At 57.9% G+C, this 15,051-nt stretch carries 12 protein-coding genes; 2 read left to right on the forward strand and 10 right to left on the reverse strand.

Annotation, left to right across the window (positions count from 1 at the left end; all coding sequences use genetic code 11):
• Positions 1-4: 4 nt before the first annotated feature.
• Together MWC30_RS12480 and MWC30_RS12485 are read left to right on the forward strand one after the other, a co-directional pair.
• Positions 5-1,276: a PAS domain S-box protein gene (locus tag MWC30_RS12480; protein ID WP_244084519.1), complete on the forward strand. Its 1,272-nt coding sequence runs from the start codon at positions 5-7 to the stop codon at positions 1,274-1,276.
• Positions 1,177-1,854: an alginate export family protein gene (locus MWC30_RS12485; RefSeq protein WP_244084520.1), complete on the forward strand. Its 678-nt coding sequence runs from the start codon at positions 1,177-1,179 to the stop codon at positions 1,852-1,854. The genes MWC30_RS12480 and MWC30_RS12485 overlap by 100 nt, the downstream gene beginning before the upstream one ends.
• 79 nt (positions 1,855-1,933) lie before the next feature.
• On the opposite strand, the gene MWC30_RS12490 is transcribed toward MWC30_RS12485, so the two are convergent.
• The 10 genes from MWC30_RS12490 to peaA form a co-directional block, all read right to left on the reverse strand.
• Complete coding sequence (locus MWC30_RS12490; RefSeq protein ID WP_244084521.1) at positions 1,934-4,387, reverse strand: sigma 54-interacting transcriptional regulator; 2,454 nt, start codon at positions 4,385-4,387, stop codon at positions 1,934-1,936.
• A gap of 304 nt (positions 4,388-4,691) precedes the next feature.
• Entirely contained in the window at positions 4,692-5,402 is a 711-nt protein-coding gene (locus tag MWC30_RS12495; RefSeq protein WP_244084522.1) for a S8 family serine peptidase, read from the reverse strand.
• Between the two features lie 215 nt (positions 5,403-5,617).
• Complete coding sequence (locus MWC30_RS12500; protein ID WP_244084571.1) at positions 5,618-7,303, reverse strand: ABC transporter ATP-binding protein; 1,686 nt, start codon at positions 7,301-7,303, stop codon at positions 5,618-5,620.
• A gap of 29 nt (positions 7,304-7,332) precedes the next feature.
• Positions 7,333-8,319 (reverse strand): U32 family peptidase, encoded by a 987-nt coding sequence (locus MWC30_RS12505; protein WP_244084523.1) that lies wholly within the window; start codon positions 8,317-8,319, stop codon positions 7,333-7,335.
• Positions 8,320-8,332: 13 nt separating this feature from the next.
• Positions 8,333-9,214: a hypothetical protein gene (locus MWC30_RS12510; protein ID WP_244084524.1), complete on the reverse strand. Its 882-nt coding sequence runs from the start codon at positions 9,212-9,214 to the stop codon at positions 8,333-8,335.
• Between the two features lie 210 nt (positions 9,215-9,424).
• Positions 9,425-9,949 carry a hypothetical protein gene (locus MWC30_RS12515; RefSeq protein ID WP_244084525.1) on the reverse strand — a complete coding sequence of 175 codons (525 nt, stop codon included), beginning with the start codon at positions 9,947-9,949 and terminating at the stop codon, positions 9,425-9,427.
• A gap of 212 nt (positions 9,950-10,161) precedes the next feature.
• Entirely contained in the window at positions 10,162-11,199 is a 1,038-nt protein-coding gene (locus MWC30_RS12520; protein WP_244084526.1) for a WD40 repeat domain-containing protein, read from the reverse strand.
• An 11-nt stretch (positions 11,200-11,210) separates the two neighbouring features.
• Entirely contained in the window at positions 11,211-11,543 is a 333-nt protein-coding gene (gene qhpC, locus MWC30_RS12525) for a quinohemoprotein amine dehydrogenase subunit gamma (RefSeq protein WP_244084527.1), read from the reverse strand.
• Positions 11,540-12,991, reverse strand: a complete 1,452-nt coding sequence (locus MWC30_RS12530) for a radical SAM protein (RefSeq protein WP_244084528.1) — start codon at positions 12,989-12,991, stop codon at positions 11,540-11,542. The genes qhpC and MWC30_RS12530 overlap by 4 nt, the downstream gene beginning before the upstream one ends.
• Positions 12,992-13,028: 37 nt before the next feature.
• Positions 13,029-14,627 (reverse strand): quinohemoprotein amine dehydrogenase subunit alpha, encoded by a 1,599-nt coding sequence (gene peaA / locus MWC30_RS12535; RefSeq protein WP_244084529.1) that lies wholly within the window; start codon positions 14,625-14,627, stop codon positions 13,029-13,031.
• Between the last annotated feature and the right edge of the window lie 424 nt (positions 14,628-15,051).

Below are 15,051 nucleotides of genomic sequence, written 5' to 3' on the forward strand. Positions count from 1 at the left end.
CGCTATGGGGCGGGAGAGAGACAGGGATGAAAGGAACGCCGAGGTGGAGGAGAATATCGAGCTGCTGGAGCGCAAGTCGGATATCCTGACGAACTTGCTGAAGGAAGCCAATGCGGAGTTTGAGCAGGCCCTTGAGAAAGTCACCATCTCGGAAGCGAATTTCAGAGCGATTTTCGAGCACGCTCCCGAGGCAATATTTATCATCGAGCTGTCGTCGGGGAGGATCGTCGATTTCAATCCCCGCACCCTCGATCTTCTGGGATATTCCGCCAACGAGCTCCTGACCATGAGCTTCGAGGACGTCCTCCAGCTGGGACCCGACGGGCAGGGCATCACGATTCCCGGTGTTGTCGGCCAGGACTCCATCAAAGTCCAGGAAAAGCGTCTGGTCAAAAAAAACGGCACAGTCGTGGATGCCGAGCTCACCTGCACCTTGGCGGCCTATCAGGGAAAGGAATGCCTGATTGCGCTGGTTCGCGATGTCACCGAGCGCAGACAGATCGAGGAGCTGGCCCGCTACAAGGAGCTCTTCGAGAGCGTAACGGATCCGGTCTTCATCAGCGACCTCCGGGGACGGTTCCTGGAAGTCAACGACGTGGCCTGCGACCGTTTCGGCTATCCGCGCAGCAGGCTGATCAGCATGACCATCAGGGACCTGGCCAGGCCGGGCCAGCTGGGTGTGCTGTCCCAAATGGCCCAGCTGCTCCTGAGCGGGAAAACGGTGCAGTTTGAGCTGGAGACATCCGCCCATTGCGGTGAGCCCGCCCTCTTTGAATTCCACACGCGCCCCATCACCTACAGGGGGGAGCCTGCCATTCTCAGCGTCGCCCGCGATCTCAGTATACGCAAAAAGCTCGAGCACGCTCTCATTGAAACCGCCCGTCTGACGGCTGTCGGCGAAATGGCGGCAGGTGTGGCCCACAATTTCAACAACCTGCTGCAGATGGTCATGGGTGCTGCAGACGCAGCGCTGGCCAAATTGGATGCAGGGAAAATACGGGAATGCCGGGATGCCATCGAAGGCATTTTACAGGCCTCCCAGAGGGGAACCGAAATCGTCCGGCGCATCAAGGATTTCACTCATGTGCGCGACGACCAGCTCAGGACGATGGAAAGCGCGGACATCTTTGATCTGGCGGAGCTGGCCCAGGAATCCATCGAGTTCACCAAGGGCTGTTGCTTCCCGGATTCTCACCCGTTGAAGGACAGAATTACCTTTCCGAGAACGACACCAACGCCTTCGACCTGGGCTTCGACGCCACCTTCGGAGGGCTGAACCTGGAGGGCGAGTTTGTGTACGAATTCGGTGACGCCGGTGAGTTGGATGGACAGGATGCCGACCGCAGTGCCTTTGGGGGGTTCCTGGGGGCCACCTACACCTTCGATTTTCCCATGAAGCCCTACCTGAAGGTCCGATACACCTATTATTCCGGTGACGACGACCTCAACGACGACGACTTCAATGATTTCGATCCCATGTTCTCGGGGTTTCTCGGCTGGCAAACCTGGGTAATGGGTGAGATCGTCGGTGAGGCCCAATTGCCCAACACCAACAAGAGGGATATCCTCGTGGAAACCGGCTTCTTACCGAAAGAGGGGATAAAGCTCTCTTTGGCCTACCTGCACCACGAACTGGATCAGCCGTACTATTATGGGGCGGCGTTTGTGGGGCGCATCCCCGTCACTGACAGGGACTGGGGCCATGAGCTGAACCTGCTGGCCGACTTCGACCTGCACAAGAACGTGTTCCTGCATTGCGGAGTGGGCTGGGCAACTCCCGAAAAGGCGGCCGAGGAGATCTTCGGGAACGATGACTCGCTCTTCGGGCAGGTCTGGGTGTGGTTCAAGTTTTGATGGTGCGTTCGTAAAGTCTTCAGCTCCTCTGGAAGATTGATTTTTCGGCATTCCGACATATGGGCCAACATTTCGGCATTCAAGCCTTCGGGCGGTGAATGCCGAGCTTCTTCATGCGGGATTCCAGGGTCGTTCGCTTGAGCCCCAGGATCTCCGCCGCCCCATTTTTGCCCGAGATGCGCCATCCGGCTTCCTGGAGAACCTTCAGGATGTGCTTCCGTTCGACATCCTGAAGATTTCCCGCCTCCGAAGCGGCATCGCCCGGAGCGCGGATAGAAGGGAGATGCAGTTCCAGGGTAGACCCCCTGGTCACGATCATGGCGTGCTCGATGATGTTTCTCAGCTCCCGTGCATTGCCCGGCCAGGGATAATGCTGCAGAGCCTCCATGCTTCGCTTCGGGATGCTCCGAATGTGCTTGCCGATCTCTTTTTCGAACTGGTGGATGAAAGCCCATACCAGAATACCGATGTCCTCGGGGCGCTCACGCAGGGGTGGGATACTGATGGGGAATACGCTCAGTCGGTAATAAAGGTCACTGCGGAACCTGCCCTCCCGAACGAGGTGGTCAATGTCCCGGTTGGTTGCTGCCAGGAGCCGTACGTTCACTCGTACAGTCCTTGTCGATCCCAACCGTTCGAAGCAGCCTGATTCCAGGACACGCAGGAGCTTGGCCTGGACCTCCAGGGGAAGCTCCCCTATCTCATCCAGGAAAAGCGTCCCTTCATCCGCGACTTCAAATCTCCCAACCATTCGGGATATGGCCCCCGTGTACGCCCCTTTCTCACGGCCGAACAGCTCGGATTCGATGAGCGTGGGGGGCAGCGAGGCACAGTTGACCGTCACAAACGGCCGGGACCTTCGGGTGCTCAACCGGTGAATGGCCTGGGCGATCAATCCCTTGCCCGTGCCGGTTTCACCCGTGATGAGGACGGTGGAGCCTGTTGGAGCCACCTGCTCCACCTGGAGCAGGATGCGCTGCATGACATCGCTTCGGGCCACGATGTCTTTATGCCGGGAGAGAAGGTTCACCTCCTCGCGGAGGTTGATGTTTTCTTCCTCTAGTTGCTTTTTGAGCTCTTCGATTTCCCGGAGCCTGGCCTGCAGCTGTTCCTCCATCTGCTTGCGCTCGGTAAGATCTACCAACACACCCATGAGTTGGTCCCCCTCACCGGGCGAGCCGCGATAGATGCGGCCGCGGGAGGCCATCCAGCGCACGCTGCCGTCGGGGCGCAAAACACGATACTCTGCGCTGACTTCCGTTCCCGACGCGATGTGCTGTTGGACGATTTCACGAATCCTCCCGCGTTCCTCGGGATGGAGGTACTCGAGAAATTTTTCGAAGGTAAGGACCGCGTCAGGATCGATGCCAAACAGCTCTCGCGCCTTGTCCGTAGCCCATAAACGCCATGTATTGACATCCAGGCTCCACAGCCCCGCGTTCGCGGAAGCTGCGGCGAGACTCAGCCGCTCCGCACTTTCACGCACCACGCCGTCCGCCTGTGCGCGGGCAATGGCATGGGCGAAGATCTGGGCCACAAAGCGCAGCTGCTCCACAAGCGATTCCGGCCAGTCCCGCTCCTCGCGCATTGAATCGAACGACAGGCAGCCCATGACTGCCCCGCCCTCCATCAAGGGGAAGACTGCGGTGGATTTGGTGCCGAAGCGGCGAAGAAATTCCCTGTCCATGGAGGCTTCCACCGGAAGATCCTCCGCCTTCGAAACCAGCGTCACCAATCCCGATTTCAGCCGCTCCGCCACCCAGGGGAAATAAGCCTCCCCCTGGATATACCTGAAAATGGGTGTGGGCTCGGAGCTCTGTAAGGCCCATTCACTGGTCGATAACTGAAACAGATCGACAGGCTCCGCAATCGGTGGACCATCTGCGGGTTGATGGATGTGTGTCAACAACGTCATGCTTGTCCCCGCCCTGGAGGCTTGCCACAGGGTTGATCGATCCAGGCCGAGGAAGCCGCAAATCATCCGTTGGGCCTCTTCGATGACCGTATCCACAAGGTTCGGAGACAAGTTGACAAAGCGGGCGGAGATTTCCGCAAGCACCGTCTGGAACCGCAGCTGCTCCCTCAGCGACTCCTCGGCCTGCCTGCGATGCTCTCTCTCTCTTCGCAACTCCTCGTGTATCAGCTTCCGATCCATGGCATAGCGGATGGATCGCTCGATCGCACTCTCGCTGATCTCATCCTTCCTCAGGGAGTCCGCAGCACCGGCCTGCATCGCCTCACGGAAGGCCCCGTGGTCTCCAATATCCGTGAGAAGGATCACCGGGGTCGTGCACCCGCTTGACCGCGCCTCTTTCAGAAGTTCCACGCCGGTCTGTGAGCGGAGGTGATAGTCCAGGAAGCAGACGTCGAAGGAACCTCCACTGAGCGCCTCCAATCCCGAGGCATAATCGACTGCCCTCCGGATCTCGTATCTCCGGGCAGACATCTCCAAGAGCAATGTGGCTATCCGGCGGAAGTCCTCCTCATCTTCACCGATGAGAAGAACCTTAATGGGGAGCTCATTCGTCTGCATGGATATCTCCAAGGGTGTGTTTTTCGCACCCTTGTTGGCAGAAGCATTTCTGCAGCTTGCAGGGTGCATTGTATGCAGCATTGCTGACAGAAGCATCTGTTCAGTGCGGATGGTGCATACAATGCACCCTACCCGAATGTTGTTTCTCTGAAAAGTCCCTTCGGAAGGGGCACATTTCATCCTTCGTTGCAGGCCAAAGCCCTGGGAGGTTGGCTGTACCAATTTTCGTCATTCGGAAAGTGTTAGCCGGAATGATGAAACAAGGTACATTTTAAGAATGATGGACTCATTTTTCAGACAGCTTCTATAAGAGAAATGGAAGCCGTTCGATGCGGGCGAGATGAGCGAGAGCGCTGCGGGCCTGCTGACAGTTCATATCCGGATCCGAGACCAGGAGCTCAGCTATCCTGGCCGTCACCCGGGCGGCGGCGAAGCTGCTGCCTCGAAAATTGAGCTCCTGGGGTCGCCCCGGTATGGGCCTGGGCAATCCGTGTGCGCCGAATTCCACCGGATTGTCCGGATGATGGATCAAGGTCTCCTCGTCGCAAAGGGCATTCCAATACACGCCGATGACCGTGTCCAGAACGGCGGGCCATATGAGGGCATCGGCAGCCGTCGCAGCGGCCACCAGGATGGTTCCCCGTTCAAACGCACTGCGGCAAAGCGGTTCCAACACTTCCTTGAAACGTTCGTTCCGGGTGCCGAGGCTCAGGTGGATGATCTTGGCGTTCTGTTCCACTGCCCATTCCAGGGCGGCCAGGAGCGCAGCCATGGATGCTCGAAGACTCCCGGCGAATATCTTCGCCGCATGGAAGCGGGCATGGGGCGCCTTTTCCCTGATGATGCCGGCAATGGCCGTTCCGTGGCCGATTTCGTCCCTGAAATCAGGGCTCCGGGCCACGGTGCCGTCTCCGGGGCTCCGCGGCAGGAAAGAGGCTCCGTCCTCTACGTGCCCCACGTGGGAGTGCCCGGGATTCACTCGGCTGTCAATGATGGCGATGGAGATGGGTGGCATGGCTGGGCTTAAAGCCTTTCGAAAGCCTTAGAGGTGTTGTCTGAAAATTCGTTTGATCGTCATTCCGGCAATCTTTTAGCCGGAATCCATTGAAGAAACTGGATGCCGGCTTAAAAACTGCCTGCATGACGAGGGGCGAAATGGACACCTTATTCTGTGGACATGTACTAAGAGTGATGGGCTCATTTTTCGGACAATCTCTTAAATTCCGCACCCTACCCGGCATTGTTCAATTCATACGCTCCGTCATATGGACCTTCATACTCCACTCCGGCCGGTCCCAGCGCGATGATCTTTTTGGCATTGCGGATGCTGGATGCGTGGTGGCTGATGACCAGTATGGTCCGCCCCCCCATGAGCGCTTCCAGGGTGCTCCGCAGCTCCTCTTCCACCGCGGTGTCGAGAAAAGCCGTGGCCTCGTCCAGGAGGAGGATTTTCGGCTTCAACAGGACCGTCCGGGCGATGCTGATCCGTTGTCTTTGTCCACCCGAGAGCCGCACCCCCCGATCTCCCACCACGGTTCCATACCCCTGGGGAAGCGACAGGATGAAATCGTGGATGCAGGCCGCCCTGGCCGCTTCCACCACGTCCTGTTCGGAAGCCTCCGGCCGGGCGTATCGAATGTTTTCGAAGATCGTGGTATGGAAAAGAAAGATATCCTGGGACACGAGAGCGATGCGGCTTCTCAGCCATTGGGTGCTGAAGCGTTTCAGGTCGGTGCCGTCCAGGGTGATGACCCCGGAAGTGGGATCGAAAAGCCTCAAAATCAGGTGGCAGATCGTGGATTTGCCGACCCCGCTGGGACCCACCAGGGCGGTGGTCTGTCCGCCGGGGATTTGGAAAGAGAGCTCTCGCAGCACCTGCTCCCCGCCGTCATAGGAAAAGGAGACATTGTGGAAAGCGATGTCCCCGCGAAAGGTCTCATCGGAGAGGATGAGGTCCCCGTCCTCTCGCACCTGGGGCTCGATGGCAAAAATCTCCCCCACCCGTTCCAGGGAGACCTTCGACTTCTGGATCACCAGGAAACCGTCCATGAGGCTTTGGAGAAGGCCGAAAACACGTCCCTGGTAGATGGAAAAAGCGACCAGTTCGCCGACGCTCAAGGAGCCGCCGAGGACCGAGAATCCTCCATACCCGAACACCACCAGGGTATTGACCAGGATGAAAAAGGTCGGGATGGAACCGGAGAGGGCTCCCACTGCCTGGTAGCGCAGCAGGGTTTGCAGGACATCGGCATGCCTTTCCCTCAGCCGCCTGCATTCCAGGTCCTCCGCCCCAAACGCCCTGATGAGCGAGGTCCCGCTCAGGGACTCGAACAGGGAATGCGCCACATCCGCGTTGCTTTCCGCAATTTTCCTCGACAGCTCCGTCAGCTTCGGCCGTATGCTTCGCAGCATGATCACGCCGACGGGCAGAAAGACGAAGCTCATGAGGGCCATCCGCCAGTTGAGCCACAGGAGGATGGCGATGGTGATGAGGCACGTGAGGACATCGAAAAGGGAATGGGGAAGCGTGACGGTCCAGAGCTGCTGCACGTCGGCCATGTCGGAGGCGATGCGCGAATAGATGTCGCCGATTCTGCTTCGGCTGAAGAAAGTCAGCGGGATCTTGTGGAGATGTGCCAGCAGGTCCTCTCTCATTTTGAAAAGCAGGCGGGCGGAGTAATGGGTGTAAAGATAGCTGTTGCTCACCCGTGTGGCAAAGGCCAGGAGCAGCAGGACGATCAGGACTGCCAGCACGGGCACGAGAAGGTCCGGCCTGTCGCCGAGAAAGACCTTGTCGATGAGGACTTTGGCAAAATAAGGTTGTACCAGGCCCAGTCCCGTGCTGACCACGCTGAGGAGTGTCGAAAGGATGAGCGCTCTCTTATGAGGCCGCAGGTAACGTCCCATGAAGCGCATATGATTCAAAGCCGGAGTGAGTTTTCTTATTATTCCCTGAAATAACACATGAATCCCTTATGACAAAGCTCGGGAGTCTTTCTCAGGGAGCGGGAAAGTCGCGCAATTTCTTCATGTCCGGCCCCCTTTCGAGCTTCATCCATCACGGCCTTGACGAGCTGTATGCTTCCCAGCTTCCGGACAAAGGACGCCTCACGGCCGACGATCTTCACGGCATGGATGCCCCAGTCTCTGAAGTGGCCGAACCGGCAGAGACTGCAGGGCCCGTTGGGCAGACCGTCGGCCTGGAAGGACGAGCCGCAGTTGTTCTGGGTCCAGAGATATTCACGGAGGTCCTTCATTCCCTCGGCCAGAAAGGCGGGGGATATGCCGTCAGGAGGGGACCCGTGGATCGACGGCTCCCCCTGGGCCAGGCAAAAGGGACCGAGGCTGTGTGAGGTGCGGCAGAATCCTTCCTCGAAATAACAGCCGTCATTCAGGGCGAACACTTCGAATTCCATATTCGACCCGGAGGCGGCAACGATCCGCCGGATGTCCGAGAGGCCCAGCTGGCGGGGCAGGATGATGCGGCGGACCCCGAGGGAGCGGTAAAAGTCGGCGGACCGGGCGTTGAAGCAGCTGCCCAGGCTGCTGAGATGGATCCGCACGGGAAGGGCCTCCCCCGCGAGACGCACCAGGAGGTTGATGTCGCTCACGATGATGCTGTCGATCCCGGTCTTCTCGACGGCTTTACGGCAAAGTCCCAGGAGGAAAGCCAGGGCGTCGTCGGTGTAAAAGGGAGCGTTCAAGGCCATATGGACGACTGCGCCCTTCCGGTGGGCGAGGGTGACCACCTCCTCGATGTCCTGCCATGACGAGAAATTGGCCTGGCTGGAGCTCCGCCGGTTCATCCACAGATGATGCCCGAACCGAGTCTCCCACTCGGGGGTGGCCAGGCCAAGGTAGAGCTCGTCAGCGCCGTGGTGCAGGAGCATCTCGACTTCGCTGGTGGAGCTGACGGGAGCGACGATGCGCACGGGATGACACTCCTCAAAGAGAAAGTCCCTGCAGGACGAGCCGAATGGAGCCGTTGGAGGCTCGCTCCAGAAGGTCTCGCATCATGGGCAAGGTGTAAAGGTAAAAAATTGTATTGCCGTTTTGAAAGACGCGGAATTGAAAGCTGTTGCCATGAAGCTCCAGCATGAGCTCTCGGCAGGGCCCCCGGCAGGACTTCAACGGAACGAATTTCCTGGACGCAGGCTGCCCGAAGGAGGCGATCCAGCAGATCCTCCCGCTGGTGATGTACCCGAAGGGGAAGTAGATGGATCGCTGGAAAGGGGGTGCTTCCATCTTCGTGCCGCCGTAGGGGAGCAGGTCGCTTTCCAGCCGTTCGATCCCCATGTGCTGCGCCAACGACTGGAATTCGGGCCGGGTGAACGTGGTTCCTTCGAGCATCTGTTTGAGGGCGTCATCGGCGGCAATGGCCTCATTTCTCAAATCCAGCCGGGGGTCTTTGAACCCCTTGTCCAGGACTCTTCCCGCAGCGAGGCGTAAAGACGGGTACATCGCCCTCAGGAGAGACAAAACCCCCCAGTCGTTGACGACGACTTCGGCCTGGGGCATCCGGTCGGCAAAAGCGTCAAAAAGAGGCGTGCACCGGTCCAGTTCATCGTCCGTCAGCACGGGGGTGAGCAGGGTCAGCGGGACACCCATCATGTCGGAGAGGGCGCAATAGGCCTCCAGTTCTGCGGGCCCCGGCAGTCGGTGAGGGCAGAATTCGTCCCCCATATAGATCCGGTGGAGAGACGGCGGGGGCATCCAATGGAGATCTTTCCCGTAGAACGGCTCCAGGATCTTTGCCACGAGCTGCGCCGGGCGCAGGTTCGCCTCCACACCGATTTCGGGGCTTCTGAGATGTATGGCTAGTTCCATCAAAATCCCCATGCTGCGCTGTAGTTATACTTGTTGAGGGTGAGAAGCGGCATTTTAGGCAACTCCAAAGAAATAACCTCCCAAAGGTTAGCTTGCTTTGTAGGAGCGGCTTCCAGCCGCGACCAAGCGCATGGGGGCTTCTCCGATGTCGCGGCTGGAAGCCGCTCCTACAACAAAGAACCTTCCGATCCTTCATGCGTATAACTGGGATCACTGACTCTTGGAGGATTCTGACGACTTCTCCTCGGGCGTCAGGACTTTTTCATAAAACTTCTGACCATTTTTCATTTCATGGCTGTGGCAATCCTTGCAGGGCTGCTTGGATATGTCTTTCAGCAGCTTGCTGTGTATTTTGGGCTGGTCGATGGGTTTGTGGTTCTTGGCGTCATGGCACTGGAAGCAGCGGTGGTTGGGCACTAGGCTCCAATAGCCGGGCTCTTTGTTGGTGTCCAGAATAACGGGCTCCGACGGGACCTTGATGGGCTCGTCCGGATTGCGCTGAAAGTGCACCAGAGCCTGCTTGACGGCCGATTTGTTCATGGCCATCCAGCCGGAAAATCCCGAATCGTAATGGCAGCCGGCACAATTGTTGTGGTTCTTGGCCGTGCCGGATTCCTTCCATTTTCGAATGGGCTCCCGCATTTCGTGGCAGACGACACAGGTGACATCCTGGAAGTGCCGAACCGAAATCTCGTGGATGCCCAGCAGAAGAGCGAACGCCACAGGAAACAGCATGATCCAAAAGGCTTTCCTGCTTTTCAAAATCTTCCCCTTCTCCAAAGTGATCAACAGCGTGTTGAATAGTTATGCCCATCAAGGGATTGAAGCACTGCTTTGTAGGAGCGGCATCCTGCCGCGACAAGAGTAAGCGGTTGCCGATTCCTGTCACGGCTGGAAGCCTTTCCTGCAAAGAGATGGCCGGGTATTTAAGGTCTTCGGTACTCAGATCACTGCGAAATGCGATGCACGGCAACGCCGTCTGCCTCGAGAGGGATCGTGCCGAGCTGAGTCATCGTCTCCGTATCGAAAACGGTGATGTCCGTCCCTGACGGGCCGACATAAAGCTTCTTGCCGTCGGACGTGATGCTCACGGCGTAGCTGGTGCCTCTCTCCAGGGTCACCGACTTGATGGTTGCCCCTGTCTGGGCGTCGAACTTCACCACATCGTCCATGGCTGCATAAACGTACTTCTTGTCGGGCGACAGCACGCAACTGTAAAGCATGAAGATGTCCGAAGCCTTCACCGACTTGATTTCACCCGTGTTCCTGTCGAGGTTGAGGAAATACATGGCCGATGGCGTATAGTAGGCGTTCACGAAAATGCCCGGATCACCGGGGCTCTGGTTGTACCAGATGATAAAATTGTTGGCCGGTTCGCCTCCCGCGTCAGGATGCAGAAAACCGAATACCTTCTCCAGCTTGCCGTCGCTCAGCTGGATTTTATGGATATCGAGGCCCACCAGCATGAGGTGATTCGGATCGTTTCGCAGGGTGAAGACCCCCGACACGCAATAGGGGATTTCAAAGCTCTGCACCACCTGCTTCGATGGAATGTCGAAGACGAGGAGTTGGGGCGGCAGCACGTTGAGCTTGGGTACATTTTGCTTTTTCTTGGTGATGGAGCAGCTCAAATAGAGCTTGCCGCCGTCTTCCGATACGGCGAAGCCGAGGATCGTGACCCGGTTGAGGTCCGAAGACAGTCTGAAGGTGTCGATCAGCTGGTGTGTAGCGGTGTCGAAGACGTAAACGGAATGTTGGGCATTGAGATAATACCGCTTGCCGTCGGCTGAAGGTGCGGCTGACATGATATAGTCGTTGTAAGCCGGAACGGTCTTGACCACGGTATCCGTATCGCAGTCGACGATCTGAAGGGCGTTGGAGACGGGGACAAAGAGAAAATCCTTCGCCTCCGCTGGGCTAAAAGCTCCCGCCAGGGCGCACAGCACGAAGACCATCGCTAAGATGCCAAGAGACCTGTGTTTCATAACCTCTCCCCCTATCGCTTGATGACGAAGTTGAGATTTCTCCAATCGCGCTCGACGGCACGGCACTGGTTTTGAAAATCGGGAAAATTGGTGATGTTGTCCGGAGTTTGAGCCGGCCACCAGCAGGGGCCCGAACAGCTGGTGAAATCCCGAGCGCTGGATATGCAGTTGCCGACGGGCGAATCGGGCCTGGGGTTCGTCTCCCAACCCGTATCGAAAATGGTCGTGCATCCTATGGGCATGCTCGTGGAAACATTTTCCGACATTCCGAATACTTCCTCCTGGAGCTCTTCCTCGAGCTCCTTCGCGCGCTTGTTGATTCCCTTCATTCCTTCGCCCTTCATACAGGCCTCCTGTCGTTTATGTAGAATTGATTGAAAATCGAAGTCTGTCCTCTCAATAACGCGAGCTTGTCCAGGTATTCCGGGTTGGACAAGTAAATCTTTCCGTATACCTCCAGGCCGAGCTCGGTCCATTGCCTGATCCACCGGCAGTAGTGGGTGTTCGGCTGGAAGGGGCTTCCCTCCCTCACCCACGCTTCGTAGTAGCACCCCCCCGCGCAGAGGGCCCGTGCCCAGCAGGCCATACAGAGGGGCTTTCGGTCCACCACCGCTTCCCGGCGGAAGCCTTCCACTTTGCTCCCGTCCAGGCCGGTGAAAAGGTTTCCCATGCAGAACGCGTCCTCGCCGAGGAATCGCTGGCATGAGTAAAGGCGTCCCTCCGGGTCCGCGGCAAAGAGCCCCAGTCCAGCTCCGCAGGGACGGGTACGGACTTCGCTTTGATGGATGACCGTCAGCAGATCGATGAGATTGGAAAAGCCCAAAAATTCGTTGGTTCGGGCGGCTTCCAGAAACCTGTCGGCAAGCCGGCGGAACTGATCCATGAGACCATCCAGCCTGGAGGCATCGAATTGATAGGCCGGGTGATTGGTTGTGACGGGAGCGAGCCCCACCTCCGCAAATCCCAGTCCCAGCAGATGGTCCAGGATGTCCGGCACCGCCTGGGGGGCGTCCACCAGCGTGACCCGGGCCACGACGGGTTTGCGCACCGATGCTCGCAGGAGCTCTTTCAGTCCCGGCAGAATGGCACCGTAAGACGGCCGTCCATCCCGAAAGCGCCGGTTGCGGTCATGGATTTCCTGTGGCCCGTCCATACTGACGGTCACCCCGATGTCCCGGTCCACGAGGAATTGGATCACCTCCGGTTTGAGGAGCGTTCCGTTGGTGGTCAGGGCGAAATCCATGTGCTTGCCCTTTTCATCCGCTTTCTCGCGGGCGTAATCGACCGCCGAGGAAATCAGGGGGAGGTTCAAAAGGGGCTCTCCACCGAAAAACACCAAAACCAGCTTCTCAGCCGCGGCCGCATGCTCCAGGAGGAAATCGATTCCCTTTTCCGCCACGTCCCGGCTCATCGTCCGATGCCCCCTCCTGCCTCCGCTGGATCCGTCCCCTTCCGAGTAGTAGCAATAGCGGCAGGCCAGGTTGCACGCCTCCGTCACCTGGAGGATCAGGGTCTGCATGGGGACGGGATGTGGAGAGGGCGCAGTCGGCATGGGCTTCCCATCCGCCTTCACAAAGCTCGACGGGACGAGGATATGCCTCTTCACCAGCCCTCTCAGCAGTTCGCCCCTTTCCTCCGAAGGATAGCCGACGAAGTCCTGGAGCAGACGGCTCTCGCTCCGGACTTCCCCTTGCGGCACGCCATCCAGCAAGGCTTTGATGCCTGCATCCAGCTGATAGACGGCATTTTCCTTCACGAGAAAGATGAAATCCCGGCCATCTGCCTGGAACATCCTGTTTTCGGCTATAGAAAATTCCCTCATGGGCTGCCTACTTGATATGGGTGATGAAGTCCGGCACGGTCGTGACCAGGAGCGACCTTCCCTTGAATTCCTGGGCGCCCTCTTTATAGGTGGCCACGATGGCGATGAGCCCCGTGCCTTCCCGGTGCTGAGGCCGCGATTCGATAGGTCCGTAAGTCGTAATCGGTGTATACAGGCCGTTTGGCACCGGCGTATCCAGGTACTTCAGGTCGTCGTCGTTGTCCCGGGTTTTCTCCTCTTCGAGGGTCCACTGGGCATTGACGGGCTCGAGGATCAAATCGTCCGCCGTGTCAGGCTTTCCGTCTTTCCCATAGGATACGGCGCGCGCCACAAACTGCACGCCCTGGGGGGGGTATGCCGGGCCGCAGCTGACCCGGGCGCGTCCCAAAGCCGGGAATATTTTAATGCCGTCCACTTTGTTGTAGATGGAAATCTTCCCGTCAAGGGGCTTTCCCTTCACTTTGAGCTGGACCGGTCCCACGGAAGCATTCGCTCCCACCGCCACTTTGCAGAGGTACCTGGAGGCGCCCTTCTTTTCGATCTTCTTCACCTGTATGTTGGCGTCGGAGAATTGTACGTCCTGCTCCTTGAGGGGTTCAGGCAGGTTGGCCCCTATGATCAGCAGGTCCTGGGTGGCAGAAGGCGAAACCTTCAGGGACTGGGGAAACACGGCGAGAACGCCGGGGCTGCCACCCACCCGGGCGAAGCGTTCATTCCCCTGTGAATTGGCATCCTGGACGACACTCCACCACTTCCCCGTAAATATTCCCGAGCCGCTGTCCAGGTCGAAAACGCCCTCGATCCTGCGCGTCACGGAGGACGTGAGGGCATACCGGAGGTGGTAGCCGCCGTAAAGGGTGCCGGTCCCGCTCATCTTCAGGGATATTCCGTTCAGGTAGCGAGTTTCCTTTTCAATGAGCAGCTCTCCCTCGCCCTTTTTGGGGTCGGGTTTGAAGGTGTAGCTCCCTTCATAATAACCGAGGCCGGGATCGTACCCTGAAATGACCCAGGTGCCGGTCAAGTCCGGTTCCTTGCGGTTCTTCATCCACTCCTGCCATTCGGGGGTGTCGAAGGGGTAGAGCTTGGCGAGCACCGGGACCAGGTCCTTGGATTCTGTGGCCCAGTCCATTTCCCGCATTTGTGGAATGACCGTGGGATAGTAGCCCAGGTGCAGGTTCCTGATGTCTTCCCAATTGGCCGCGGTCATCCGGTGGGAGGCGATCTTCCCGAAGGTGTGGCACCGGACGCAGGCGGTGAAGAGGCGCTTTTGGGTGTCGTCCTGGGGCGTTTCGACGTACTGGCTGTTTTCGTCGCTGTTGATGTAGGCGATCTGGGCCATCTCGCGGGGAGTCAGGCAGAGGTTCCTGCTGAGTTCCTTCACGGCGACGTAGAATTCGGAATCCGTCACGATGGCGCTGTTGAGCCTCACCATCCTGTCGACGACATTCTTCCACTCTTCCGGGGTTTTTCTGGTGAAGTCAATGACATCGATGTAACCTTGAGGGTCGGCCTTGTGGCAGGCTCCGCACTTTTGCCTCACCACCGATGATTCGGGAAATCGAGTCTGACCGTAGGCGACGGTCTGCAGGAAGAGCAAAGGTACCACTAATAATGGTATCAATAATAAAAATAATAGCGGGTTCGTCATACACGATTGAGTAAACTGCTTCATACATGACCTCCGAGTTTTGGGATAATGGATGGAGTGCTTATTCTTGCTGAGGGTGCCGATGGCGGCAGAGTCCTCATGGCACTCTGACTCAGTGCATTAATGGTGCCGCTGGGTGCGGGCGGAAGGATAACTTCTGAATCATCAACTATATACAAGGGATGCAACGGTCCGTTCTTCTGCCTGGATCCAGGAGGATTGAGGCCAATTGCCTCAACGGCGTCGGGGTTGTTGCATGTAACTGTTGAATATGACATTGTTAAAAACATATGAGGCCAATTGTGGCCAAACGGGGAAAGCCCGGCAGCGGCCTCGGGAACATGGAAGGCACTGGTGGCAGTCGTATCCCGTGAGAGACTCA

Source organism: Desulforhabdus sp. TSK, assembly GCF_022836495.1.
Lineage (GTDB): Bacteria > Desulfobacterota > Syntrophobacteria > Syntrophobacterales > Syntrophobacteraceae > Desulforhabdus.